The sequence below is a fragment of the Clostridium sp. BNL1100 genome, from assembly GCF_000244875.1.
Taxonomy (GTDB): Bacteria; Bacillota; Clostridia; order Acetivibrionales; family DSM-1351; genus Ruminiclostridium.
Window position 1 is genome coordinate 227661 of sequence record NC_016791.1, and the last position, 26969, is coordinate 254629.

Below are 26969 nucleotides of genomic sequence, written 5' to 3' on the forward strand. Positions count from 1 at the left end.
GTGGAGGTTAGAAAATGGAAAAGCCAAAATATTTGGACAAAAGCCTTTCATTTAAAGAAAGAGCTGCCGATCTAGTTTCAAGAATGACTTTGGAAGAAAAAGCTTCACAACTTAGGTACGACGCACAACCTGTAGAAAGACTGGGAATTCCCAGATATAACTGGTGGAACGAAGCTTTACACGGAGTTGCAAGAGCAGGTGTTGCAACAGTATTTCCGCAAGCAATAGGAATGGCTGCAATATTTGATGATGAATTTCTAGAGAAAATTGCAGATGTTATTGCAACAGAAGGAAGAGCTAAATACAATGAGAACGCAAAAAAAGGTGACAGGGATATATACAAAGGTATAACCTTCTGGTCGCCTAATGTCAATATATTCAGGGACCCAAGGTGGGGACGTGGACATGAAACCTACGGAGAAGATCCATATCTGACTTCCAGACTGGGAGTTGCATTTGTAAAAGGCTTACAGGGTGATGGAAAGTACCTTAAAACAGCCGCTTGTGCAAAGCACTTTGCCGTTCACAGCGGACCGGAGGATGACAGACATCACTTTGATGCGGTTGTTTCACAAAAGGATCTGTACGAAACATACTTACCTGCTTTTGAAGCACTTGTAAAAGAAGCAAAAGTAGAATCAGTAATGGGAGCCTACAACAGAACCAACGGAGAACCCTGCAACGGAAGCAAAACCCTCTTGAAGGACATTTTAAGAGATGGATGGGGCTTCGACGGACACGTTGTTTCAGATTGCTGGGCAATAAAGGATTTCCATGAAGGACACGGAGTTACCAAAACACCAACTGAATCTGTGGCACTTGCATTAAAGAGTGGTTGTGACCTTAACTGCGGAAATATGTATCTTCTTATTCTCCTTGCACTTAAAGAAGGCAGAATTACTGAGGAGGATATTGACCGTGCAGCTATCAGACTTATGACAACCAGAATGAGGCTGGGTATGTTTGATGATGACTGTGAGTTCGATAAGATACCTTATGAATTAAATGACTCTGTAGAACACAACAAACTTTCACTTGAAGCTGCAAAAAAATCAATGGTATTACTTAAAAATGACGGGTTATTGCCATTGGACAGCAAAAAGATTAAAAATATAGCTGTTATCGGGCCAAACGCAGACAGTAGTTTAGCACTAAGGGCCAACTACAGCGGAACTCCATCTCAAAATATCACTATCCTTGACGGTATCCGCAAAAGGGTTTCCGAGGATACAAGAGTATGGTATTCGGTGGGCAGTCACCTTTTCATGAACAGAGAAGAGGATCTTGCACAGCCTGATGACAGACTGAAAGAGGCTGTTTCTGTGGCAGAGAGAAGTGATGTAGTTGTTTTGTGTCTTGGACTTGACGCTTCAGTAGAAGGGGAACAGAACGACCAGGGTACCGTAATACTGGATGCAGGAGGCGACAAGGCTGATCTAAATCTGCCTGAATCCCAGAGAAACCTGCTTAATGCGGTTCTTGCAACAGGCAAGCCTACAATTGTAGCATTGCTCTCAGGAAGTGCATTGTCAATCGGAGACGCAGCCGACAAGGCAGCAGCCATAGTTCAGTGCTGGTATCCGGGTTCAAGAGGCGGTCTTGCATTTGCGGAAATGATATTCGGAGATTACTCTCCTGCCGGAAGACTTCCTGTTACCTTCTATAAATCAACAGAAGAGCTCCCTCCATTTGCAGACTACTCAATGGAAAACAGAACATACAAGTTCATGAAGGGCGAAGCATTGTATCCTTTCGGATTCGGCTTATCCTATACAAATTTTGAATACTCCAATATAGTGTGTCCTCAGAATGTAAATAATGGAGAGAACCTGTCTGTATCAGTGGATGTTCAGAATGCAGGAAGTGTTGATTCAGATGAAGTTGTACAGGTATATATAAAGGATATGGACGCATCAGTAAGAGTTCCTAAGTACAGTCTTTGCGGCTTTAAACGAATACACTTGAAGAGCGGTGAAAAAAAGACCGTGACTTTTGAAATAGATTCAAATGCAATGACCATAGTTGACGAAGCAGGAAAACGTTATATTGAGAATGGTGAATTCACATTATATGTCGGCGGATCACAACCTGACAAAACAAGTGAAATATTATCAGGCAAGAAGCCATTGGAGGTATCATTCAACGTTAAGTAGTATTTAATACAAGTTTATAAACATATAAAGACCGTGAAAATTCTTTTTCACGGTCTTTATTTTTCCCCTTACATACCATTTTAAAAGAATAATAGTTATAAAATATAATGGATTACATAACAAAGGTGATTTTTATATTTTGCATAAAGTTTTTGGTATATTTTTCTTTAATTTAGATAATTTATCTACAACGGGAAAAAGTATATAATTGGTTTTAATAATCCAAAAGTAGGTAATTAATGAAGCAAATCCATAGAGGGTTTAATCGTTGCCGGGTCACGTTAAATACTTATTGGCAGTATAATCTGATTACAGTGTAGCTTTCCGGTATGTCAAGTGATAGGGCGAGGCTGTGTAAAAGGACGGTAAATTGGGATGTACTGGTATATACTTTTTGTTAAATCTGGTAAAGAACATCGAGTGCAGCAATACATGAATAAAATTGCTGATATTGAAATGGCTAATCCATTTATTCCATTGCATGAATTTCTTTTTAAAATTTCAGGTGTGGTAAAGAGAGAATTAAAACCTTTATTCCCTGGGTATGTTTTTGTTGAGTCGGGGATGCCCGGGGATGAGTTCCTTAAAAAGCTGAACAATAGAATACATTCATCAAGTGACATAGTTAGAATATTAAAATATTCCGATACTGAAATAGAAGTCAGGGAATCTGAAAAACAAATGCTGCTTGACTTATGCAATAACCAACATTGCATCGAATCATCAAGGGGAATTATAAAGGGAGATAGAATACATGTAATAAATGGGCCTCTTAAGGGGAAGGAAAGTATAATAAAAAAAATTAACAGACATAAAAAGCAAGCTTTGATAGAGATGGAATTTATGGGAGACAAAAGAATTGTAAACGTAGCACTGGAAATCCTAGAAAAGATACAATAGTTTTTATGTTTACTATCATTATACGTGGCGGATTTATGGCAATAATAAAGTGTATCAATATATGTTAGCAACCCGTAGATGCTTATAACCATGAGTTTGAACGACATTATTAGTTTACAGGGCAGATAAATAGTGATACAATTAGCTAAAAATAAACAGATAAATGTAATCTGTCACAAATTATGGTATTAAGGAGATTTCTATTGTATGAACGATCAGAAAGGAAAAAGTACTAATTCAATAGATGAATTTGACATATCAAATTCAAGACCCAAGTTCCCTAAACGTGCTATCGTAACTGCTGGAATGCCATATGGAAATAAAGAACTTCACCTGGGACATATCGGTGGGGTTTTTATACATGCCGACACCTATGCACGTTTTCTTAAAGACCGCATCGGGAAAGAAAATGTAATCTTTGTGTCGGGTACTGATTGCTATGGCTCTCCTATATTGGAATATTATCGTAAATTGGTTGATAGCGGGTCTTTTGATGGTACTATAGATGAATTTGTTACGTATAATCATAAAAAACAAAAGGAAGTACTTGATTCATATCAAATCGACATAAGTATTTTTGCAGCTTCGGCATTGGGACGTGCGGCCGAAATTCATCAAAAAGTTTCTTCTGATTTTATTAATAAGCTGTATTCAAACGGACATCTTAAAAAGATTACTACATCCCAGTTCTATGATACAGAGCTTGATGTTTTTCTTAATGGCCGTCAGGTTGTGGGACAATGTCCGATTGCCGGATGTTCATCAGAAAGAGGCTATGCAGATGAATGTTCACTGGGACATCAGTATATGCCTATAGATTTAATTAATCCTAAGAGTACTCTTTCGGGCAAAAAACCTGAAATGAGAGATGTAACCAACTGGTACTTTGAGCTTGACGAATTCCACGATTTTCTTACCCAGTGGGTAAGCCAATTGGAACTGGACAAAAGCTCCAGAAAATTTGTAATCAAAAGCATAGGAGAGTTTTTGGAACCACCTGCCATATATGTAAAGAGAGACCAAATGGACATAGTGGATTCTATCAAGGAGAAACTTCCTGAATACGAATTGAGCGACGAAAAGAACAAGTCATCAGTGCTTCTGGTTTTTAAAAATCTTGCACAGAGAGAAGCAGCGTGTCTGGTACTTGCTGAAAACGGTATTCGTTTCCGTACCGGAAAAACCCTAGTACCTTTCAGATTGACAGGTAATGTTTCGTGGGGAGTTCCTTCGCCTGTATTAGAGGATATGAAGGATTTAACCATATGGGTTTGGCCGGAATCTCTTTGGGCTCCTATATCGTTTACAATGACATATCTGGAGCAACAGAAGGAAGACTCAAATGCATGGAAGAATTGGTGGTGCTCTAAAGAGGCGCAGGTATATCAGTTTATAGGTGAAGATAATATCTATTTCTACGGGCCTGTAGAAATGGCTATGTTTATGGGAAGTCAGGGCAAAGAGGTGTCGGCTAATCCGCCGGAAGGTGAGCTGCAGCTGCCCAAACTGATATGTAATAACCATGTATTGTTTTTAAATAAAAAAGCCAGCAGCAGTAGTGAAATTAAGCCCCCAAAGGCTGATGAGCTACTTAATTACTATACATTTGAGCAATTAAGGGCTCATTTCCTTAGTCTTGGATTAGGAATAAAAAGTGTGGGTTTCCAGCCTAAACCCTTAAATCCTAATGCCAATGAAAAGGACAGCGACCCTGTACTAAAAGAAGGAAACCTGCTGGCAAATGTATTTAACAGGGCAGTAAGGTCGTGTTTCTATACCGCTCAGAAGTATTATGACGGTAAAGTGCCTGTTGCTGAAGTAAGCAGTGAGATTCTTGAGGAATCAAAAAACACCATAATTGAATATGAAAGATTAATGTACAAAACAGATTTTCATTTGGTTATGAGCCTCATGGACAGCTACATCAGAAATATTAATAAATATTGGTCAAAGTATATTAAGCAGTCAGAGCAGGATAATGATGATGAACTCAGAACAAAGGTATTGGCTGATTCTTTGCATATGGTAAGAACAGCAACTGTTCTTATGCATCCTATTGCACCTAAGGGAACAGAGATGATACTTGAGTATCTCAACCTTGGAGAAGAATTCTGGAATTGGGATCGTATATTTGATACCCTTTATGATTTTATGGAGGATCCCGAAAATCATAAACTCAAGTTCCTGGAACCAAGAGTAGATTTTTTTGAAAAGCATCCAAGCCAGATACAAGAAAAAAATTAACTTAAAAGAATAATTTTTTATGGAACCTGTCAGAATAAAAACTGAAATGAAATATAATTTTTGGGAGGCAAAGATAATGTCAAAAAAACAACAGCCTGATCAAAGAAAGGCAAGAGTTAAGACAAGTGCCGGACAGGTTCCAAATCCCGGTCAAAAGGCCAACACAGAAGTTACTACACCAAAGTAAAATTTAAATTACAAAAAGGCAAAACCAGCTAACCGCTGGTTTTGCCTTTTTTATTTCCCACAATATAGCTGAAATATTTACCACAAACTTTTTTATGTTTGAATCCATATTGAAACATAAAAAAGTTTATTTTAAAGAATACTGTAAATAAGCTTGATAATAGTAATAATTATGATACAATATTCCTGTATTTTTGACAATATTATTCAAAATTCGTCATAAAACTACTCTGTTTTTCAAAACATTGGTAATAACTTATGGCGACATGATTTCAGGAGGGGAAATAATGAGTTTTTTTGAAAGGCAATTCAAACTAAAGGAGAGCAGAACTAACGTTGCAACTGAAGCAATGGCTGGATTCACTACCTTTTTTACAATGGCCTATGTCATTTTCGTAAACCCTACTATTTTAGGGCAGACAGGTATTCCTAAAGGTGGAGTTTATGTTGCAACAATACTTGCAGCAGTTGTAGGAACACTTATCATGGGATTATTCGCCAATGTTCCATATGCACAGGCCCCGGGTATGGGATTGAACGCATTTTTTACTTTTACGGTTGTATTCGGACTGGGGTACACTTGGCAGCAAGCCATGGCAATGGTGTTTATCTGCGGTGTTATAAATATAATTATTACGGTAACTCAGGTAAGAAAGATGATTATTAAGGCGATACCTGAATCCCTTCAGTTAGCCATCGGAGGTGGTATTGGATTATTTATCGCTTATATAGGTTTCAAAAGTGCAGGATTTTTAAAATTTACATCTGAAGGTAAGGCTTGGGACCCCCTGAAAATCTTAGGAACTGATCCCAAATCTGCTACGGTTGTAGCAGACGGAGCAAACGTAGTTCCGGCTTTTGTTAATTTTACAAACCCTGTAGCACAGGTAGCGCTGATTGGACTTGTAATAACAGCTGTTTTAATGATTCTTAAATTGAAAAGTGCCATACTTATAGGTATAATTGCATCTACATTAATCGGTATTCCGTTACATGTAACAGATATTTCAATGTCCTCGTCATACAAGGTAGCTGACGTTGCCCAAACAGCATTTAAAATGGACTTTGTAGGTCTGTTCAGCGATCCGGGGAAATTGGCTCTTGTTTTGGTAACAATTCTTGCATTCAGTTTATCGGATACATTTGATACAATAGGAACTTTCATCGGGACAGGCCGTAAGAGCGGTATATTCGATGACAAGGATGAAGCAGAGCTGTTTGCGGGAAAAGGCTTTAAGTCTAAAATGGACAAGGCACTTTTTGCAGATGCTATTGCTACTTCCATTGGTGCGGTATTCGGTACATCAAACACAACAACATATGTTGAGAGTGCAGCCGGTATAGGCGCTGGAGGAAGAACCGGTCTTACATCCGTATTTACCGCCATACTTTTTGCTTTGTGTCTGCTGTTTGCACCTATTGCAGGAGTAATTCCGGCAGCTGCCACTGCACCTGCTTTGATAATAGTAGGTGTACTGATGATGGGAAGCTTTGCAAAAATTAAATGGGATGATTTTGATGAAGCATTGCCGGCATTCTTTACAGCCGCAATAATGCCGTTTGCATACAGTATATCAAGTGGTATCGCTTCCGGATTTATTATGTATGTGATTGTAAAGATATTCAAAGGAAAAGCAAAGTCCGTACACCCTGTCATGTACATTGTAACGGGACTCTTTGTACTAAATTATATAATAACTGCGTTGCTTAAACTTTAATTATATATATTCCCCCACTTTTACTTCCTTTGCATGAACGGTCATATAATAAGACTGTTCATACAAGGGTAGTTTTTTTGTAAGCTCTATTATAAAATATAAAAAGTTGAATACATATATTGAAAATGGAAAGGAATCATGCATATGCCGTTAATTGATATGCCATTGGCAGAATTGAAAAAGTATAATGGAATTAATCCGTGCCCACCGGATTTTGATGAATACTGGGCTAAGGCAAAAGAAGAACTTGAAGTCGTTGATCCAAAGGTTGAACTTGTTCCGTCTCACTTTCAGGTACCTTTTGCAGAATGCTTTGACCTGTACTTTACAGGGGTAAGGGGTGCAAGGGTGCATGCTAAATATTTACGTCCCAGAGGTGGGAATAAACCTCATCCTGCCATACTGCAATTCCATGGTTACACAGGCAACAGTGGTGACTGGAATGACAAACTTAATTTTGTTGCTATGGGGTACTCTGTTGCGGCACTTGATGTCCGTGGTCAGGGAGGCTACTCAGAGGATTCTGGATGCGTAAAGGGTGACACTGTCCACGGGCATATAATGAGGGGACTGGATGATAAGCCTGAAAATATGCTTTTCAGACACGTATTTCTGGATACTGCTCAACTGGCTAAAGTTGTAATGTCAATGCCGGAGGTTGATGAGAACAGAGTAGGGGCTATGGGATTTTCTCAGGGAGGAGCTTTGACGCTTGCATGTGCATCATTAGAACCTCGTATAAAGAAGCTTGCACCAGTCTATCCGTTCCTGTGTGACTACAAAAGGGTTTGGGAAATGGATCTGGCAAAGGATGCCTACAACGATATCAGGGATTATTTCCGATTCTTTGACCCACTTCATGAGAGGGAAGATGAAGTGTTCGAGAAGCTGGGGTATATAGATTTACAATACCTTGTCAAACATATAAAAGGGGAGGTCTTGATGGGTGTGGGACTGATGGATAATATATGTCCGCCTTCAACACAGTTCTCCGCTTATAATAAAATAACTTCCAAAAAACAAATGCTGATTTATCCTGATTACGGACATGAAAATATTCCTACAGTTTTGGATAAAATCTATCAGTTTTTGCTGGAACTTTAAAATAGAGGCACCCGGCCTGTGTAAGTGTGAAATATCAGCCGGGTGCCTTATCTATTATCTTATGCCATACTGAAAAAGTAATCGTCTATTTTAAGCCTTAAATCATGATTGATTTTATCAACTATGTCATAATCAATTGCATCTATGTATATGTTTTCAAGGTCATCGTTAAGATCTTTAGCTTTGGAAAGATAGTGCGTACCTTCGCGGATTATCCCTTTGTAGCCGGAGGCGATATCCTCAAGCTGTGTCTTAAACTCCTCATCAGTTCCTGGTTTAATGGCATAGGAGTACACATCAATGATTCTATCGGTATCCTTGGAAGGAAAATACTCATGAGGAGCAGTACTGTCAAATACAGCTGCGGACAATTCTCTGATAATAACCATATCAAGACTGTCAGGATCAAAGCCACAGTGATATATCTCTACATCAAATCCTCTGTCCTGAGCGGATTGGGCAATTTTTTTCAGCATCGTGGATTTTCCCGAGCCGGGTCTGCCCTTAATAAAATATCTGTTTGACATATCGGAGGTAAGATCCATAACGAAATCTACAGACCCTTTAGGGGTAGCACCTCCGAAGAATCTGTTCTTAACACTGGCCTGTTTGTCTTGAAAGTTATTACCGATTATTGTATTGATAGTCTCTTGAGTAATTTCATTCATTTTGTTAAAGTCAATATTTGAAATGTATATCTTTTCCCACTCATCGTGAACATTTAGGGCCTGTGAGAAGAGCTTATAGGCACTTTCATAACACATGGCTATTTGTTTATTAATTTTAAGAATCTCGTCTTTTAGAGGAATTAACTTTTTGCTGTCCCAAGCAGTTCCAAGGTTTATGTACTCTTCAATTGCCCCCGGGGCTCTAGGTTCTACCACGTGAGGAAATGTTCCGTCTACAACGCCTATTCCCAAGGAAGGAAGAATAATACCATCTACAGAGCTATTGTCGCAAGGGGAATGAATGTACTCTACGTCAAAACCTCTGTTGTACCACTCCTTGCCGAGCCTTTTCATAAGGGTAGATTTCCCGGTAGCAGGACCTCCTTTAAGAATAAAAAGTCTGTCCAGATAATTAATATTATCGTCCAAGTAATTTACAAATCCCTTCGATGAGTTTGCGCAGGCATAATAGTTAATAATTTTTGCACACAAAAAGCACTCCACCTTTCAATAACTTGGGTATTATATTTCAGAATATGCTAATACTAGCAATATTGCTAAACCTATTAACTAAAAATAACCACTTTAGCCAGGTGTGTCATGCAATATGTACAGTTGAAACACTTCGTTTTAGAAACCAGTAAATTACATTGTATGTAATTAAAAACATATATATATTAGCTGCAGGCCTTGAATTTACTGACGCAAAAACCAAAAAATATATAATTATACTTATGTATGAATATATATACATGAAGTATTTAAATTTAAAAGTTGCATATTTCCATGAAAAAATAAAAATGTGACAAAAACATATGTTGAAATTTATACTACTGTATGTTAAGATTGTTAGTGAAAAAATTATCAAATAATTTGCTTACCTGAAATACTGAATAGTACCGTGTTAATCACAAATACTACTCATTGATAGCAGTATATTTTTTATAAATTGAAGGGAGAATTATAATGACTACAAACAAGAAATTAGAAGCTTGGGTTAAAGAAATTGCCGACATGTGTCAACCAGACCAGATTTACTGGTGTGATGGTTCTCAGGAAGAAAACGATCGTCTTTTAAAAGAGATGGTGGATTCTGGATTGGCTAAACCTTTAAATCCTGAAAAACGTCCTGGATGTTACTCTTTCAACAGTGATCCTTCTGACGTTGCCCGTGTTGAGAACAGAACATATATTGCTTCAAAGTCAAAAGAAGAAGCTGGACCAACTAACAACTGGATTAATCCTGATGAATTGAAAGATACTATGAAGGAACTTTACAAAGGTTGCATGAAGGGAAGAACAATGTATGTAATTCCTTTCTCAATGGGACCTATAGGTTCACCAATATCAAAAATCGGTGTTGAACTTACTGACAGCCCATACGTTGTTGTTAACATGAGAATAATGACTCGTATAGGAACAAAAGTATTGGAAACACTCGGTAACGGAGAATTCGTACCTTGCTTGCACTCAGTAGGAGCTCCTTTAGCAGAAGGCGAAAAAGATACAAAATGGCCTTGCGCTCCAATCGAAAAGAAATACATCAGCCATTTCCCAGAAGAAAAGACTATCTGGTCCTTCGGTTCAGGATACGGCGGAAACGCTTTGCTTGGTAAGAAGTGTTTCGCTCTTCGTATAGCATCAGTTATTGCACGTGAAGAAGGCTGGCTGGCTGAGCATATGCTTATCCTCAAGCTTACTGATCCTAAGGGTAATGTTAAATATATCTGCGGTGCTTTCCCAAGTGCTTGCGGTAAGACTAACCTGGCTATGCTTGTTCCTACAATTCCAGGATGGAAAGTTGAAACAATCGGTGATGATATAGCTTGGATGAAGTTCGGAAAAGACGGAAGATTGTATGCTATCAATCCTGAAGCAGGCTTCTTCGGTGTTGCTCCTGGTACATCAATGGATTCAAATCCAAATGCTATGCACAGCATTGAAAAGAACACTATCTTCACTAACGTTGGTGTAACTGACGATGGAGATATTTGGTGGGAAGGTATGGGAGTAGATGCTCCTGCTCACTTAATTGATTGGCACGGAAAAGATTGGGCTCCAGGTTCAGAAACTCCAGCAGCTCATCCAAATGCTCGTTTCACAGCACCTGCAAATCAGTGCCCTGTTGTAGCTTCTGAGTGGGAAGATCCTGCAGGAGTGCCAATATCAGCTATATTGATAGGTGGACGTCGTCCAAGTACTATTCCATTGGTACACGAAAGCTTTAACTGGAACCATGGTGTATTCCTTGGTTCAATCATGGGTTCAGAAATCACTGCAGCAGCTATCTCCGACAAAATCGGACAGGTTCGTCGTGACCCATTCGCAATGCTTCCATTCATCGGCTACAATGTAAATGACTATTTACAACACTGGTTGGATGTTGGTGCAGCTAGCACAGAAGATAAGCTTCCAAAGATATTCTATGTTAACTGGTTCCGTAAAGATGAGAACGGAAAATGGTTGTGGCCAGGATATGGTGAAAACAGCCGTGTTCTCAAGTGGATTTGTGAAAGAGTATCAGGCGAAGGTAAGGCTGTTAAGACTGAAATCGGCTACATGCCTACTGAAGACGCTATCGATGTTGAAGGTCTGAACGTTTCAGCTGAAGACATGAAAGAACTTCTCAAGGTTAAGAAGGACGAATGGCTCAACGAAGTTGAGTCAATCAAAGCTCACTATGAGACTTATGACATAAATAAGGTTCCTGCTGAATTGAAGAAGCAGCTTGCTGATCTTGAAGCTAGATTGAAGGCTTAATTTATAAATTATTTATTTAATAAATAGATAAAAACCCGGAGGCGTAGGCCACCGGGTTTTTGTTTAGGACTAATTTAAATATTAAAATTTATTTTCTATTCATATTGACAATAAAATACTTCGGGGATAGAATAATAATATACTTCGTTGAAAGAAGTATATAGGAGACTTTTATGACAAGTAAAAAAGAATTGGGACTTGAGACAATAATTTTTGAATATATTGACGGACTGAAGTTTTTGTTTTTTCCCGATAAGTGGAGTAGCGTTTTTTTGGATTACTCGAAAAATGAGATACTTGCCCTGCTGCTTCTATATAGAAACAAAAAAGCTAACATGACTGAAATCGCTGAATATATAAGTGCACCACTCAATACTGCCACAGGTGTAATAGCCAGGCTTGAAAAAAAGCTCATGGTAGAGAGACTGCGGGACAAGGAGGACAGAAGAGTTGTCAATATCGTTCTTACAAAAGAGGCAGAGGATTTTATAGAGCAGGAAAAAAGAACGATATCTCACTATTTTGAAGAGGTAGTTAAAACACTGTCTGATGATGAAAAAAAAGCAGCATTGAGTATTTTCAGAAAGGTAGCTTCGGTATTGAAGAACGACAAATCACCTGCCGGGCATAATGATAAGACAGAAAAAAGAGTTAAACGAATAATAATTGAATAGTCAAAGCTTTTTATAAAGTTACTTGCGGAATCCTTATTGTTAAGGTGAACTGCAAGACTATTTTTTAAATAAATACTTCGCAATAAGAATAATTCATAATAAGAAATATAGGAGGTATGAATATGGGTAGAATAATTATTTTTACAGGCAAGGGAGGGGTTGGAAAAACAAGCACTGCAGCAGCACATGCGGTAAAGGCTGCGGGAGCCGGAAAGAAAACCCTTCTTGTGAGTACTGACATGGCACACAACCTCAGTGACATATTTATGACGGAAGTGAGAGAAGACCCGGTTGAAATCATGGAAAACCTCGATTGCTTGGAAATCGACTCAAATTATGAAATGAATAGGCACTATGAGCATATTTCGGCTACGTTTAAAAATATGATGACATTTAAGAGTGAGAAAGATACTGAGACTTTTGAGGATATTGTAGTATTTCCGGGCATCGAAGAGTTGTTTTCACTGCTTCGTATCAAGGAAGTGTATGACACCGGGGATTATGACTTGATTATAGTGGATTGTGCTCCAACCGGAGAAACCCTGTCACTTTTAAAATTCCCGGAACTGTTTTCGTGGTATATGGAAAAGCTGTTCCCGATAGGCAAGGTGGCAATGAAGGTTTTAAGACCTATTTCAAAGGCAGCATTCAAGCTTGATATGCCTGATTCGAAGGCCATGAATGATATTGAAAAGCTTTACGTAAAATTAGGAGAGTTACAGGGACTGCTGAAGGACCGGGATGTATGTAGTATCAGGCTCGTTACAATTCCTGAAAAAATGGTAGTAGAGGAAACAAAGAGAAATTATATGTACATGAACTTGTACAACTTTAATGTTGACGGCTTGTACGTTAACCGTATAATTCCTGAGGATATAGATAACAAATTCTTTGATAGATGGAAGCTAATTCAAGAAAATTATCTCAATGAGCTTGAGGCTGCTTTTTACAATATCCCAACCTATAAAATTAAATGGTATGAGGTAGACATAAATGGGATAGAGGGACTTAATAGGATAGTGAAGGATTCCCTGCAAGACAAAAACATATTTGAGGTCAGCAGGAAGGTAGAGAGCGAGACCTTTGAAAAAACCGACAAAGGCTATAGGTTAAAGGTTTATGTACCTTTTACAAGCAAACAGGATTTTGAACTTCTTGAATCAGGAACAGATATTATAATTAAAATCGGAAATTTTAAACGAAATATACCGATTCCCAATGTAATGAGGAAATATTCTGTGGGGGCAGCCAAGTTTGAATCGGAAGTTCTTTGTATAGATTTTGCCAGAAAGGAGTGATTTGTGTGAATAAAGAATTTATAAAAAACATGATAAAGTCTGAAATACTAAGGTATGAAGCTTTTAAAGAAATTCTCCCTAAAGATGTAAGAACCAAATTGGAAGGTTTTGAAAAGGAAGCTGTAAGTGTGATGAAGGATATTGCGATTGAAATAGTTACGGAGAACAGTAATAAGGATGAAGGAGCGGAAAGGAAAGAGGTCAGGAAGGTGTCTGTTGATTTTTCATAATTTTAATGGAGGTATAACAATATGAGGATTATTTTATATACCGGCAAGGGTGGAGTGGGTAAAACCAGCATAGCTGCTGCTACAGCATGTAAAATAGCTGAGGATGGTAAACGTGTTTTGATAATAAGTACCGATCAGGCCCATAGTCTTGGGGATTCTTTTGCTGCAAAGCTGTCCAATGACCCGGTTATGCTGGCAGAAAACCTTTTTGCCATGGAAATTGATTCTATTCTTGAAAATGAGAAAATGTGGGGTAATATAAAAGGATATATTGAAAGGCTTATGACCCTGAAGGCTGATAATAATATCGAAACTGAGGAGTTGCTGGTATTTCCGGGATTTGACGAACTCCTTTCTCTTATAAGAATCAAAGAAATTTACGATGAGGGTAAATATGATGTTTTAATTGTAGACTGCGCTCCTACTGGAGAGACAATGTCACTTCTGAAGTTTCCGGATTTGTTTAAGTGGTGGATGGAAAAATTGTTTCCCATTAAAAGAAAGGGAGCAAAGCTTGTAAAGCCTGTTATTGAGGCAACTATAAAGATTCCTGTTCCCGGTGATGAGACTTTCGATGAAATTGAAAGGCTGTATTTAAAAATCGATGAGCTGCATCAGCTTATGCTGGACAAAGAAAAGGTAAGCATCCGTATAGTAACGACACCGGAAAAGATTGTTATAAAGGAGGCGAAGAGAAGCTTTTCATATTTGCACCTTTTTGATTATAACGTTGATGGAATTATAATAAATAAGATATTTTCGAAGGAATCCCTGTCGGGATATTTTGAGAAGTGGGATGAAATTCAAACTAGTAGTATTCATGATATCCTTGAGAGCTTTAATGGAATTCCGGTATTCAAACTTGAGCTTATGGACAGCGAGCTTAGAGGATACGATGCCTTGAAGAAAGTGGGTGGATTATTGTATCAAAATACTGACCCGGAACAGGTACTTTTCAAAGATAAAATATTTGATGTGGTGAAAGAAGCCCAAGGATATACTTTTATAATTAGTATGCCCTTTATTGATAAAAATGAGCTGAAACTGCTTCAAAAGGGTGATGAAATTACCATCTCAATAAAGAATGAAAAAAGAAGCTTTATTTTACCTGTAAAACTGCAATCCAAGGAAATTACAGGAGCAAAGTATAATGAGGGGAAATTGAATATTCATTTTGCATAATTATTTTCCGTATGCTATATTTGGATGGGGGTGAATACATTTGATTAAAAAAATTCTTTGCATTTTAGGCGATTATTATCATGACCATGACATAGCACTTGAAGCACTTAAAAAAGCAGTCGATATGTTGAATAAATCAGGCTCTCACACATTTGAGCTTATTGATACTGATGTAGACGGCCTTGAGGAAGCACTATCGCAGAAATTTGACCTTGTTATATTGGGCAAGGAGAACAGAATTAATCCCACTGATGAAGTAGTAAACAATTGGATGACTTTTAACATTGAAAAGAAGATTGTGGATTATGTAAACAACGGTGGAAGCTGGATGGCATGGCACGCAGGTTTAGTGTTTTATGATGAAACAGGAGAATACACAAAAATGATGGGCGGGTATTTTTTGAGCCATCCAAATGAACACAAGGTTGTAAAGTATCTCCCTAAAGAAAATAGCAGCGGAATCAGACTGAATGAATCCTTTGAGGCCATAGATGAACATTATTTTATAAAATATAATCTTGACAGCAGCCTTGTATTCCTAGATAGCGAATCCCCATATGGTAAATCTGAAGCGGGTTGGGCTCGTGAATTCGGGGATGGGAGGATTTGTTGTTTTGCTCCTACCCATAGGGAAGAGGGACTTACAAATAAAGTAATGCTTGAGACTTTGGTTGATTGTATCTCTTGGTGCTGCAGACTGTGAACATAGTTTCTTTAAGTGCGACTAAATACGGGGGTGTAGTATTTGTTAAGCAATAATTTTATTTTAAATGGCAAAACAGCTAAATCTTTATATGAACGTTTTGCTAAAGATGCGCCGGTTTACGACTATCACTGTCATCTTTCCGCAAAAGAGATTTATGAAGATGAGACTTTTACGGATATATCATCAATCTGGTTGGGATATGATCATTATAAATGGAGAACAATGCGTTTTGCCGGAGTGCCTGAGGAATATATAACGGGAAATGGTGACGGACGTACCAAATTTAAAATGTGGGCAAAAACCTGTGAAAGGCTTATAGGAAGTCCCCTTTACCATTGGGCTAATATGGAGTTGGAGACTTACTTCGGAGTAAGTGAAGTTCTAAAGGAAAGCAATGCAGATAAAATATACGATCACTGCAATGCAAAAATAAAGGAGGATAAGCTTTCTCCTGTGAAAATGATAAGGTCTTCCAATGTAAAGCTCATTTGCACTACGGACGACCCGGTTGACTCCCTTGATTATCATTTACTGCTGGGAAAGAAAACTGACAAAGGATTTGCGGTTTTACCTACTTTCAGACCGGATAATGCACTAAAAATACTAAATGACAACTTCGTTGAATACATAAAAAGACTCGAGACTTCTTCAAATATAAAGATTATAGCTTATAAGGATTTATTAGCTGCTCTGAAAAACAGAATTGAATTTTTCAGACGGGCTGGCTGTGTTCTGTCAGATCACTCACTTGAAAGTCTTGTTTATTTGCCTACGGACTTTGATGAAGCTGGCAACATATTCGAAAAGAAACTTACTGGAGTGCCTGTATCCGTTGAGGAGGCAGAAAAATATAAGCTGTATACTCTTTGCGTTTTAGCAGAAGCATATAAGGAAGCCGGATGGGCAATGCAGCTGCATATTGGAGCTATCAGAAGTATCAATGATACCATGCTGAAAAAGGCTGGAGTTGATTCAGGGTTTGATATCATGAACGATTTCCAGATTGCTGAACCTTTGGCAAAGCTCCTCAATGACATGGATAAAAAGAATTCACTGCCTAAGACAATATTATATACACTAAATGCCAAGGATAATCTGGTTTTGTCATCCCTTCCACACTGCTTTACGGAGGATGGTGTTCCCGGAAAGGTTCAGTTCGGGGCAGCATGGTGGTTCAATGACCACAAGGAAGGCATAACGGCCCACCTTAAAGCTGTTGCAGACCAGGGCATGTTGGCATACTTTGTAGGAATGCTTACTGACTCCAGAAGCTTTCTGTCTTATGTAAGACACGATTACTTCAGAAGGATTCTGTGTTCATTTGTAGGTGACCTTGTTGACAAGAGAGAATTTGCTGATGATGATGCAATACTGGGAGAAATTGTTGAAGGAATATGCTATAAGAATATAGTACGGTATCTGGGTATATAAGGTTAGTTTAAAAAGTTAGAGGGTTATTTTATCCAAGATTGAGATAAAATAACCCTCTTTATATGTTGAAAGTTATATGCCTAAGATAAAACCTCAGCCAGCTTCTCTGCCTCTGTAATAGGCTCCATACAGGAAAAGTTCCGGCATACATAGGCTGCAGTCTTGCCATTCTGTGCCTTATAGTCTCCAACATAAGGAGCGATTTCAGTAAGCTCCGGTGATATATTTGAGATGGCTACAGCAAAGGGTAAATATTTGCGATTAATAGTATCTACCAATTCCTTGCCGTTTGCTCCTGCTATAACTACCTCAGAGGATACATCAGAAACAGAATACATGTAACTGCAAAGCATGTAACTGTGCCCGGTGGGGGCTACTTCAACCTGATTACTGAAGAAATCCATTATGGCTTTTGCTCTGTTTTCATATTCATGATGACCGGTTATTCTTGCTAATCGCAGCAGATTCATTGCTGCAACAGAGTTTCCGGAAGGAATTGCACCATCATAGCTTTCTCTTGGCCGCGATATAAGTTGTTCAGAATCGTGGCCGTATAAAAATAGTCCTGCAGAATTATTTTCTCCAAAGAGATTTAACATTGCATCTGTCAGTTTTAAGGCTCTTTTTAGATAAATGGTTGTAAACGTAGCCTCGTATAGTTCAAGCAATCCCCAGACAAGGAATGCATAATCTTCGAGGTAAGCAGGAAAAACTGCTTCTCCGTCACGGTAGCGTGCCAGCAAACGTCCGTCAGTTCTAATAAGTTTTTTATATATGAAATCAACGCACCTTTTAGCCGATTCAATGTACCTGTCTTCCCCGAAAATCCTGCCGCAATAAGCCATTGCTGCTGTCATAAGCCCGTTCCAAGATGTCAGAACCTTGTCATCTTTGTATGGGTGGATTCTTTTTTCTCTGTGGCTAAAGAGTTTTTTACGACAGTCCTCTGCAAAGCTCTTTTGCTGTTCGGTTAAAGTCCCTGAATTAATAAGGTTTGGTATGTTCAGACCTTCAAAGTTGCCTGAGGATGTTATATCGAATAATCTGCAATACTCCTCAGCGTCTTTTGACCCAAGAACGTCAATTGCTTCCTCTCGTGACCAAATATAAAACTTGCCTTCAACACCCTCTGAATCGGCATCTTCGGCAGAATAAAAAGCTCCGAATTGAGAGGTCATATCCCGTTGTACATAGTCAAGTATCTGTCTGGCAGTTTCTTCGTAGTTTTTGTTTCCGGTTGCAGAAAAAGCTTCTCCGTATGCTATAGCTAAAAGTGCATTGTCATACAGCATTTTTTCAAAATGGGGGACAAGCCACTTTTTGTCTGTTGAGTATCTGCTGAATCCAAAGCCAATGTGATCGAAAATTCCACCATTTTTCATTGATTCAAGAGTTTTCTCAACCATTTCAAGTGCAAAAGGCTCTTTTTCGGTGTACCAATATCTAAGCAAAAAGAGCAGCGTGTGGGGGGAGGGGAATTTGGGAGAGGTTCCGAAACCGCCGTATTTACTGTCAAAATTATATTTAAAATGTTTAAATGCCTCATGTATAATGTCTTTTGAAATTTTCGCTTCATCAGAGACTTTTTCCTGACTTACATGCTCTATGATGCTTTTGGCTGATTCTAGTAGTTTATCTCTTTTGTTGTCCCATGCTTCTTTTACTGACCCAAGCAGAGACATAAGCCCCATAAAGCCTCTACTGTCTTCTTTCGGAAAATACGTTCCGGCATAAAACGGCTGCCTGTCAGGGGTAAGAAATACTGTGAGAGGCCATCCGCCGTGGCCGGTTAATGCCTGACAGACAGACATGTAAATGCTGTCTATATCAGGTCTTTCTTCACGGTCAACCTTTATACATATGAAATCTCGGTTCAATATGTGTGCTACATCTTCATCCTCAAAGGATTCACGTTCCATTACATGACACCAATGACATGTGCTGTAGCCTATGCTTAGAAAAATAGGTTTGTCTTCTCCTGCGGCTCGTGAAAAAGCCTCCGGGCCCCACGGATACCAGTCAACAGGGTTATGTGCGTGTTGGAGGAGATATGGAGATTTTTCTTGAATTAGTTTGTTGGGCATTTTATTATTTGTTGGCATGGGCATCACTTCCTTTATAATTTTATAGTCTTGCTACTATATTTACCACAAAATTAGTATTTCAAATAAGGTAGTTATATATTCAGATTGAAAATGACAATAAAAAAGGGATACTATTTCATTTTTTAGTTATGACATTCATTTTGTAATAACTTTTTCCTTCTTTTAATGCGAGCATTACTATCTGTTTTTTTGCAAATGAGTAGACATTCCGGACTTTGTTTGTTAAAATATTCCTGTTAAAGGGGTACAAAAACATGGCGAAAAACGGAAATAGTTCACAAGTTAGAATGGATATATTCTTTCACATTTTCATGTATGAGTTGGAAAACCTAATAGGGCAATTTAATGAGAAGATGCTTGAAATAAGCTTCCAGATGGATGAAGCAAATACAGATAGACCTTTAAAGGAATATTTAAAGGGTTTCATATTGCAACATCTTACAAGAATACCAACAGGTAAGGATAATAACACTTTAGTTATTAGAGAAATTGATGAAGTAGGAAAAGAGCACACACAGTCATTCAGATATGGGGATTATTCTGATATTATAATTACTGATGTTTTGCTTCCAGAGGAAATAACTGATGATCTTAAAAGGATGATAACAGAGTCAAAAACATCTGTTTACACAAATCCGGATTTATACTTTATTATTAGAGATGGGCAAGGGAAAACATACTTCGAATCTGTAGAATTAAAATCTACAAAGAACAACTCAATCCCAGGTTCAAGTGTTCAGCAGGTCAATCCTTTAGAGTGGGTGATATTTGTAAAACATAATAACAGAGGGGTTAGTGTTACCACAGGTCAATACATAAATACTATTAACTCAAAAGTACAATTCCCAGATAGAAGTCCAAGACCACAGGTTTCATATAATGAATTGGAAGAATGGAATAGTGCAAACAGGACAATAAGAGAAAATAGTATAGTATATAATCTTTCCTATTCAGATTGTGTGGCAAAACATCAACTATTAGGTGATTGGCAGAATTATTTAGCTGATAGATGGGTAGAAGTTCTAAAAGCAAATACAACAAAAGCCAATGAACCTTGGTTTAACAATACTCTAAGAAAGTTTGCATTGAAGTTCATTGACTTTTATGAAAGTTTAAATCCACAACAAAAAGCAAATCTTAAGAACAGAATAGAGAGACTAACAAAAGACTAATTATTCTTTTATTAATGAGAGATATAATGCCCTTGCAATGTACCATCCAAGGACAGGAGGAACAGCATTTCCAATCTGCTTATATGTATATGTTGCAGCACCTTTAAATTCAAAATCATCAGGGAATGTTTGTATTCGTGCACATTCCCTGACAGATAATCTTCTCCAACCTGTAATATCATCTGGATTTTCTGGTTTTGTAGTTCTATAATGTCCTTCAATATTTCCATGATGCTCAGCTCTTATAGTTACAGAAGGCTTATCTGCTGAAATCCTGCAATTACCTTGTAGTTTCTTTCCTTCATAGAATTTGGCTCTAGATACATCCTTTAAAGTATGATTGAATATGTTAGGTGCATCCAATTTACCCCACAAATCATCGATAGCTTCCTTAGCAGTCATCCAAGGCCTATCTTTTGAAAACTGGTCTCTGTCAGGTTTAGGAAGATAAATAGTCTTATGTAAATCTTCTCTAATACCAATTATAAACACCCTTTTTCTTGTCTGTGGTACTCCATAATCTGTAGCATGAAAGAGGTTATAAGTAACATTGTAGCCACATTTAGCAAAGTCCTCTTTTATTAGTTCTATTGTCTCATTACTACCATTTATATTTGTAAGACCTTCAACATTTTCAGCAATAAAAGCCAAAGGTTGACAATGTTCAATTACTCTTTTCATTTCTAAATAAAGTTGACCTCTTTCAGAAGATAAACCCTTTCTCAACCCTGCAATACTAAAATCCTGGCAAGGAAATCCACCTATTACAATATCAGCTTTTGGAATTGTATTTATATCAACATTCTTTATATCATTACATACAATATCATGCTTGAAATTATGTTTATAAGTTTCACAGGCATGGCTTTCAATATCATTTGCCCATATAATGTTAAAATTATTCCTCTCATAATGTTTGCCAAATACTGCAAAATCGCCTCTAAAACCCAAGTCTTTGCCACCACAACCACTAAATAGGGATACTACAGTAAAGACTTTATCTGATGGAAGAGGTATTTTAACATCAATAAATTTAAAAGGAATAACTTTACATTCATTTATGTTTTTATCCTTATTTTTTATATCAGATAAATCTGGCAATATACTTAATTGGTCATTTAAAGCAGTACTTTTACCTGACAAATTATTACACCCCATTGCTTTTGTATTTTATAGATATAAGCATTTTACAAGAAAACAGTTTAAAAGTAAATTAAAACACTTGTTCATACTATATTATTATATAAAAGAACAGGTGTTCTTGTCAATGATTTAGTTAAAGATGGAAAACCAAAATTGTTCATTATTCTTTCATCAATAACCTTCAAATGCTGTGTAGCTGAATTCGAATAAAAATTGTAAAGTTTTCTGGTCCGTTATAGTCAAGCAGGAGAAAGGTTAGAAACTAAGAGCATGAGTAATATTTATTTAAATACCAAATAGTGATACTATATAACATATAATGGCTTGATAGAATACTTACGGGTAGGCTTAGTGTGGTAAAATCATAACGCTTATGCGACCATGGAGAAGAAGGTAAAGTCGTAGAGTAAATCTTAGGCTTTTCTGTTTAGAATTATTCTTGAAAGGATGATCAATATGATACTGGATTTACTTAAAAAGCGAAAAAGTGTAAGAAACTTTACAGGAGAAGAGGTTCCGGAAGAAGTTACTAATTATGTTCTTGAAGCCGGGAGGTTGTCACCATCTGGTGGAAACCAACAGCCGTGGAAATTCGGATTGATAACAAATAAGGGACTGATTAATGAAATAGCTGACATAGCTTATAATCAGAAGTGGATAAAAACGGCTAGCTTTCTGATTGTTCTATGTACGTACAATGTAGACAAATCACTTGGCGGCAGAGGTATTCAAAAAGCGCGTTTTCCGGGAATTGCTGAAATAATAGATAATATGGACGATGAGATTTATACAAAACTACATATGGAGGAACACCAAACAAAAATTCCTGGAACGCATATGGTCATGGCAGCATTAGAACATGGATTGGGGTCAACATGGATTTCTTATTTTGATGTTGATAAACTTACACAGTTTCTAAGCCTGCCTAAACCTTATATTGCTTCCGAGATTATTGCTTTCGGTTATCCGGTTAATAATGAAAAGGTAACAGATAAAAAGAGTTTTGATGAGGTTGTATTTTATAATAAGTTTGAATAATGAAGCAAATACTGGCGCATTGTAATTACTTTTCAATGGTTATCGAGTCTTCAATACCAATTTTCTAAATTTTCTTGTTTCTTTGTATCAAAAATAGTACTTGATTATTAAGAATTTATGTTATATATTTGTAACATGAAGTTATAAATATATAACATGGCTTTACCAAAATAGTATTTTGCGATACCGATTTTCCCTCAGCATGTGTGAGAAAAGCTTACAGTAAATTAGTTTAAGTTTAAATGAGGGATTAACAAATGTTTCCAGAATATAAGAGATTCTGCACCGATAGGGTATACAAAATACTGTGGGAAACTTGAGCATCTAAAATGAGTATAAAAAGAGAGGGGTTTTATATACGAAGAATAAGTTTGGGTATTTTGGATTATTAGGATTATTAGGCATATTGGGTTTTATTACAGATAACAAGGCTTTTCTGGGGTTTTTCGGATTTCTGATATATTTTAGATATTTCACTATTATACCTGATGAGTTATTTAAGGATAATGTAAAAAAAGCAGCAACTCCTGCTTTCTTTATATCTGTAACGGTAACAGCAATGACAATTGTCCTTACTGCAATAATCAAACTAAATTTGATATTATCAATGGGACTGATAATAAGTTTTATTGTTTCTATGATTGTTTTCACAATTCTTCTAATGACTTATGAATATATAGAAAGTAGACAAGATTAAATATGATAATCAAAACAAAAATTAAAGAATACAGAGCAAAAACAAATATGAAACAGGAAGAACTGGCGGCTTTAGTTGGTGTAAGAAGAGAAACAATAGGTCATCTTGAGAATGGTAAATATAATCCGTCTTTAAAATTGGCATTCGATATAGCGAAAGTGTTTAATACTACAGTTGATGATATGTTTCAAATAATTGATGATTAACTAACTATATTTTGGGGGTGACTCATTTGCATAAGTTTTTAATTATAATTGGCAGAATAAAATGGCTGGGGCTAATTGGGTTAATTGGAGTTATATTAGGTAATCCATATTTAAAGTTATTTTGGCTCGTTATGCTATTAGGGTTGATTGAAATATTTTATAATTTGCCAGTCACTTTTCAAAGTATTAAGCAAGTGTTTTCTATACCGGTTACATATATTTCTCATGACTTTTGCTTACCATCTCCAAATAATCACAATTGTAAAATCGAATATATTTTACCTTTTGAGAGGGAGTGTAGTGTAGTCAATGGTGGCCTTGATAAAAGTGTATCACATTCGTGGTATATTTTGCCCCAGAGATATGCATATGATTTTTCAGTTATAGACCAACACGGAAAGTCTCATACAGGGGATGGTAAATCAGTTGAGAATTACTATTGTTATGGAATGAACATCATTTCACCTGCTGATGGTGAAGTGGTTAGTGTGTGTGATAAATACGCTGACAGTAAGGTTTATGCAGATGGTACGGTGGACTGCAGTGCCAGAGATATCCGTGGAAACTATATAATGCTTAAACATGACGGAAATCAGTACAGCACTATTGCACATATCATGCCCAAAAGCATCCTTGTTGCAGCAGGCCAAAAAGTTAAACGGGGTGAAATTGTTGCCAGATGTGGTAATTCAGGTAATAGCAGCGAACCTCATATTCATTTTCAAATACAAGATGGTAAGAATTTTTTTGCATCTGCTGGGTTGCCAATTCATTTTAGTGATATTACAATTACTGAGAATGATAATTACAAATTATATGACTCCCGACCTCTCAATATTGAAGAAAGTAGAGTACCATTTGCAGATTTTAATAAGGCTGAAATAAGGAGTATTCACAGAGGCCAAACTGTTAAAAATCATAATTAAAATTTATTAGGCTGGTTATGAATTCACTTCCTTATTTTTTTGAATGTTACTTAAATATTGATGTGTAAAATTATAGCTTCTAGACTGTCAAAAACGTCGAGTAATGATACTCAGATTACTGTAAAATAAAATCACTTCCGGAAGTAATAATCAGAAGGAGGATAGAATTTGGATTATTTTATTGAAATATGCACAATTATAACTTTTATAGAGCAACGAATAAAGCAGAAGCTTGATTTTGCAGAACTCGAAAAAACCTTAAACTTCACTTATCGCCACATAAGAGGAATATTTAAGATACGAACCAACATGTCTTTGTCGCATTACATTATGATTCGAAAGATTGCTAATTGTGCTCTTGAAATAGTATCGACACCAAAAAGCCTGACAACAATAGCTTTCGAATATGGCTTTGATAACTATGATACTTTTACTCGGGCTTTTAAGCGTGAAACAGGTATCAGGCCATCAGAGTTTAAAAAGTCTGGACTTGTGTGTGGAAGAAAGCATATTTGTTTGGGTGTATATGCTCCGGCTATTTTAAATCTTGATCAAAAATCTGTCCTTCAAAATTTATCGGAGGTTGATTTTATGAGTAAAACTTTTAAAACGCAGGATAGTTGTATTCTTTATGGTGTACCTAAAGTGTATTATGGACGTAATATTGGCGGTGGTTGGCAAGGTACTCCATTTCCTATGTGCTTACAGGCTGTCTTGGATTATATGGGTCAAAATGTCCATTATTCATATATTATGGCAGCATCGGGTGCATCATTTAGATTAAGATGGAATGTAAATGGTTGGGATTTAAGTGCTGTTGATATTAGAAATATCTATGAAAAAAAGTTAATGCCATTTGAACTGGCATTTAAAGCAGTAGGGAGAAAGTTTAAAATTCTAAATAAAGATTCCTATTCATATAGCAGGAAAGATTTTATTAATCTCATTAAGTCAGAAATTGATGAGGGACGTCCGGTGATTGCCCTTGGAGTTGTTGGTCCACCTGAAGCCAGCATCATAACAGGTTACAAAGATAATTGTGAAACTATATTAGGGTGGAGTTTGTTTCAAGATAATATGGAGTTTTCAGAAAACGTTACTTTTGATGAATCGGGGTATTTTATCTGCAATAAATGGTGGGAAAATACAGAAGCAGTTATGTCAATTGGCGAAGAAATCTCCGTAATGTCTTCAATGAAAGAGTTGCTTGAAAATGCTTACTATTTGCTGACTACAGATACAATCCGGGTGGAGGAATGTGGTACATATTTCGGAGGACAAAAAGCATACTCTGCATGGGCCAGTGCTATGGCAGATGATTTAAATTTCTCAAAACAAACACAGCTTTCTTTATTAATAGAGCGTATGATGTGTTTTGGTGATGCTGTAACAATGGTTGGTGAAGGCCGCTCATATGCGGCAGGATATATAAACTGGATAGGAGAAACAAATCCGGAAGTGTCAAATGAATGCAGAAATTGTGCAGGGTACCTTAATGCAGTAGCTGATAGTGTAACAAAAATGTCAAATATACTAGGAGGCTTTGGCGGTGAGGATGCAGTGCAAAAATTTGCTGATAAAGAAATCAGAATGCAAATTGTTTCTTTAATTAAACTGGCACAGCGGAGTGAGGCCAAGGCTTGTGATGAATTAAAAACCTTAATTTGCAAGGTATAAGAACTTATTTCGTATAAGCATTAGTTCGTTGAAAGTGAGGGATGTATGAATATACATGAACGTATTGAAAAGTGGCAAGTAGAAGATGGGGTATACTTGTTTCATAAAATGAAATTACCGGATAACTCTGTATTTATTGATTTTGGGTGTGGTTATGGGGAATATACTATTTCTTTGGCACTTTCGAATAAGCATAGCACTATATACTCTGTTGACAAGAATAAAAAAATGTTGGAAATTGTACATAACAAAATAGAGACTCATTCCATAACAAACGTATACCTTGTCAAGGCAGATGGGTCTCTTTCGATTGATTTTCCTGATTGCTATTCTGATATGATATTAATGTATGACTTTATTCACGGCAACACACAGGAGAAGTTACCGATAAGATTTAAGATGTTTGAGGAAGCCAAAAGGGTATTAAAACCAAATGGGATTCTTTCTATAGCGCCGTTTGAATGTGAATATCTTAGGGATTCAAGTGGAAAAAGGAGAAAATACTCTCTTGGTAGGCTGATTACTGAAGTTGAGAATTATGGATTTCAGTATTACGAAAGTATTGATGGAGCAGTTCACTTCGACTATTATCACAGCCCGTATCATTGGAAGAAATTGAACGGTGAGATGCCGTTTGATTACCTGGAAGTTGGACCAGTTATAAATTTTTATAAGCAAAAGTAGTAAAATAAATATGCAATAAATAGAAACTAAAAGGTCTGATTTCGACAGAAAACCGGAACCAGACCTC

21 protein-coding genes and 1 pseudogene are annotated in these 26969 nt (G+C 37.0%); 19 read left to right on the forward strand and 3 right to left on the reverse strand.

Annotated elements, in window-relative coordinates; all coding sequences use genetic code 11:
- Positions 1 to 14: 14 nt before the first annotated feature.
- From CLO1100_RS01045 to CLO1100_RS01065, 5 genes are all read left to right on the forward strand, one after another.
- Positions 15 to 2153: a glycoside hydrolase family 3 C-terminal domain-containing protein gene (locus CLO1100_RS01045; protein WP_014311909.1), complete on the forward strand. Its 2139-nt coding sequence runs from the start codon at positions 15 to 17 to the stop codon at positions 2151 to 2153.
- 375 nt (positions 2154 to 2528) lie between these two features.
- Positions 2529 to 3053 carry an antiterminator LoaP gene (gene loaP, locus CLO1100_RS01050; protein ID WP_014311910.1) on the forward strand — a complete coding sequence of 175 codons (525 nt, stop codon included), beginning with the start codon at positions 2529 to 2531 and terminating at the stop codon, positions 3051 to 3053.
- Between the two features lie 207 nt (positions 3054 to 3260).
- On the forward strand, positions 3261 to 5297 hold the full coding sequence (locus CLO1100_RS01055) for a class I tRNA ligase family protein (protein ID WP_014311911.1): 2037 nt from the start codon (positions 3261 to 3263) through the stop codon (positions 5295 to 5297).
- 473 nt (positions 5298 to 5770) lie between these two features.
- Positions 5771 to 7201, forward strand: coding sequence for an NCS2 family permease (locus CLO1100_RS01060; protein WP_014311913.1), 1431 nt, complete (start codon positions 5771 to 5773; stop codon positions 7199 to 7201).
- A 144-nt stretch (positions 7202 to 7345) separates the two neighbouring features.
- Positions 7346 to 8305, forward strand: coding sequence for an acetylxylan esterase (locus CLO1100_RS01065; protein WP_014311914.1), 960 nt, complete (start codon positions 7346 to 7348; stop codon positions 8303 to 8305).
- 59 nt (positions 8306 to 8364) lie between these two features.
- On the opposite strand, the gene CLO1100_RS01070 is transcribed toward CLO1100_RS01065, so the two are convergent.
- A complete protein-coding gene (locus tag CLO1100_RS01070) occupies positions 8365 to 9465 on the reverse strand; it encodes a PRK06851 family protein (RefSeq protein WP_014311915.1) in 1101 nt (366 codons plus the stop codon).
- A 474-nt stretch (positions 9466 to 9939) separates the two neighbouring features.
- On the opposite strand from CLO1100_RS01070, the gene CLO1100_RS01075 reads away from it, so the two are divergent.
- The 7 genes from CLO1100_RS01075 to uxaC all read left to right on the forward strand — a co-directional run bounded on the left by CLO1100_RS01075 (position 9940) and on the right by uxaC (position 17254).
- Positions 9940 to 11733, forward strand: coding sequence for a phosphoenolpyruvate carboxykinase (GTP) (locus tag CLO1100_RS01075; RefSeq protein ID WP_014311916.1), 1794 nt, complete (start codon positions 9940 to 9942; stop codon positions 11731 to 11733).
- 173 nt (positions 11734 to 11906) lie between these two features.
- The gene (locus tag CLO1100_RS01080; protein WP_014311917.1) at positions 11907 to 12407 is read left to right on the forward strand and encodes a MarR family transcriptional regulator; all 501 of its coding nucleotides are present in this window, start codon (positions 11907 to 11909) and stop codon (positions 12405 to 12407) included.
- A gap of 122 nt (positions 12408 to 12529) precedes the next feature.
- Positions 12530 to 13705, forward strand: a complete 1176-nt coding sequence (locus CLO1100_RS01085) for an ArsA family ATPase (protein WP_014311918.1) — start codon at positions 12530 to 12532, stop codon at positions 13703 to 13705.
- A gap of 5 nt (positions 13706 to 13710) precedes the next feature.
- Positions 13711 to 13935, forward strand: a complete 225-nt coding sequence (locus tag CLO1100_RS01090) for a hypothetical protein (RefSeq protein WP_014311919.1) — start codon at positions 13711 to 13713, stop codon at positions 13933 to 13935.
- 21 nt (positions 13936 to 13956) lie between these two features.
- Entirely contained in the window at positions 13957 to 15117 is a 1161-nt protein-coding gene (locus tag CLO1100_RS01095) for an ArsA family ATPase (RefSeq protein ID WP_014311920.1), read from the forward strand.
- 40 nt (positions 15118 to 15157) lie between these two features.
- Positions 15158 to 15820, forward strand: coding sequence for a ThuA domain-containing protein (locus CLO1100_RS01100; protein WP_014311921.1), 663 nt, complete (start codon positions 15158 to 15160; stop codon positions 15818 to 15820).
- Positions 15821 to 15862: 42 nt separating this feature from the next.
- On the forward strand, positions 15863 to 17254 hold the full coding sequence (uxaC, locus tag CLO1100_RS01105; RefSeq protein ID WP_014311922.1) for a glucuronate isomerase: 1392 nt from the start codon (positions 15863 to 15865) through the stop codon (positions 17252 to 17254).
- A gap of 80 nt (positions 17255 to 17334) precedes the next feature.
- Here the strand turns inward: uxaC and CLO1100_RS01110 are convergent, their stop codons facing one another.
- Positions 17335 to 19356 (reverse strand): thioredoxin domain-containing protein, encoded by a 2022-nt coding sequence (locus CLO1100_RS01110; protein WP_014311923.1) that lies wholly within the window; start codon positions 19354 to 19356, stop codon positions 17335 to 17337.
- Positions 19357 to 19613: 257 nt separating this feature from the next.
- Here CLO1100_RS01110 and CLO1100_RS01115 point away from each other — a divergent pair, with 257 nt between their 5' ends.
- The gene (locus CLO1100_RS01115) at positions 19614 to 20531 is read left to right on the forward strand and encodes a hypothetical protein (protein WP_014311924.1); all 918 of its coding nucleotides are present in this window, start codon (positions 19614 to 19616) and stop codon (positions 20529 to 20531) included.
- On the opposite strand, the gene CLO1100_RS01120 is transcribed toward CLO1100_RS01115, so the two are convergent.
- Positions 20532 to 21674: a DNA cytosine methyltransferase gene (locus CLO1100_RS01120; protein WP_242836653.1), complete on the reverse strand. Its 1143-nt coding sequence runs from the start codon at positions 21672 to 21674 to the stop codon at positions 20532 to 20534.
- Positions 21675 to 22130: 456 nt separating this feature from the next.
- Here CLO1100_RS01120 and CLO1100_RS01125 point away from each other — a divergent pair, with 456 nt between their 5' ends.
- The 6 genes and pseudogenes from CLO1100_RS01125 (at position 22131) to CLO1100_RS01150 (ending at position 26902) form a co-directional block, all read left to right on the forward strand.
- Positions 22131 to 22712 (forward strand): nitroreductase family protein, encoded by a 582-nt coding sequence (locus tag CLO1100_RS01125; RefSeq protein WP_014311926.1) that lies wholly within the window; start codon positions 22131 to 22133, stop codon positions 22710 to 22712.
- Positions 22713 to 23091: 379 nt separating this feature from the next.
- Positions 23092 to 23409, forward strand: a pseudogene (locus CLO1100_RS01130) (DUF3796 domain-containing protein); the annotation flags it as partial.
- A 2-nt stretch (positions 23410 to 23411) separates the two neighbouring features.
- A complete protein-coding gene (locus CLO1100_RS01135; RefSeq protein ID WP_014311928.1) occupies positions 23412 to 23615 on the forward strand; it encodes a helix-turn-helix transcriptional regulator in 204 nt (67 codons plus the stop codon).
- A gap of 26 nt (positions 23616 to 23641) precedes the next feature.
- Positions 23642 to 24541 carry a M23 family metallopeptidase gene (locus CLO1100_RS01140; RefSeq protein ID WP_014311929.1) on the forward strand — a complete coding sequence of 300 codons (900 nt, stop codon included), beginning with the start codon at positions 23642 to 23644 and terminating at the stop codon, positions 24539 to 24541.
- A 168-nt stretch (positions 24542 to 24709) separates the two neighbouring features.
- The gene (locus CLO1100_RS01145) at positions 24710 to 26218 is read left to right on the forward strand and encodes an AraC family transcriptional regulator (RefSeq protein WP_014311930.1); all 1509 of its coding nucleotides are present in this window, start codon (positions 24710 to 24712) and stop codon (positions 26216 to 26218) included.
- A gap of 45 nt (positions 26219 to 26263) precedes the next feature.
- Positions 26264 to 26902 (forward strand): class I SAM-dependent methyltransferase, encoded by a 639-nt coding sequence (locus CLO1100_RS01150; RefSeq protein WP_014311931.1) that lies wholly within the window; start codon positions 26264 to 26266, stop codon positions 26900 to 26902.
- Positions 26903 to 26969: the final 67 nt, after the last annotated feature.

Excerpts from the sequence above, each read along its gene's own strand:
- CLO1100_RS01045 (WP_014311909.1), top strand. The coding sequence starts at position 15 with ATGGAAAAGCCAAAATATTTGGACAAAAGCCTTTCATTTAAAGAAAGA.
- loaP (WP_014311910.1), top strand. The coding sequence starts at position 2,529 with ATGTACTGGTATATACTTTTTGTTAAATCTGGTAAAGAACATCGAGTG.
- CLO1100_RS01055 (WP_014311911.1), top strand. The coding sequence starts at position 3,261 with ATGAACGATCAGAAAGGAAAAAGTACTAATTCAATAGATGAATTTGAC.
- CLO1100_RS01060 (WP_014311913.1), top strand. The coding sequence starts at position 5,771 with ATGAGTTTTTTTGAAAGGCAATTCAAACTAAAGGAGAGCAGAACTAAC.
- CLO1100_RS01065 (WP_014311914.1), top strand. The coding sequence starts at position 7,346 with ATGCCGTTAATTGATATGCCATTGGCAGAATTGAAAAAGTATAATGGA.
- CLO1100_RS01075 (WP_014311916.1), top strand. The coding sequence starts at position 9,940 with ATGACTACAAACAAGAAATTAGAAGCTTGGGTTAAAGAAATTGCCGAC.
- CLO1100_RS01080 (WP_014311917.1), top strand. The coding sequence starts at position 11,907 with ATGACAAGTAAAAAAGAATTGGGACTTGAGACAATAATTTTTGAATAT.
- CLO1100_RS01085 (WP_014311918.1), top strand. The coding sequence starts at position 12,530 with ATGGGTAGAATAATTATTTTTACAGGCAAGGGAGGGGTTGGAAAAACA.
- CLO1100_RS01095 (WP_014311920.1), top strand. The coding sequence starts at position 13,957 with ATGAGGATTATTTTATATACCGGCAAGGGTGGAGTGGGTAAAACCAGC.
- CLO1100_RS01110 (WP_014311923.1), bottom strand. The coding sequence starts at position 19,356 with ATGCCAACAAATAATAAAATGCCCAACAAACTAATTCAAGAAAAATCT.
- CLO1100_RS01115 (WP_014311924.1), top strand. The coding sequence starts at position 19,614 with ATGGCGAAAAACGGAAATAGTTCACAAGTTAGAATGGATATATTCTTT.
- CLO1100_RS01125 (WP_014311926.1), top strand. The coding sequence starts at position 22,131 with ATGATACTGGATTTACTTAAAAAGCGAAAAAGTGTAAGAAACTTTACA.
- CLO1100_RS01135 (WP_014311928.1), top strand. The coding sequence starts at position 23,412 with ATGATAATCAAAACAAAAATTAAAGAATACAGAGCAAAAACAAATATG.
- CLO1100_RS01150 (WP_014311931.1), top strand. The coding sequence starts at position 26,264 with ATGAATATACATGAACGTATTGAAAAGTGGCAAGTAGAAGATGGGGTA.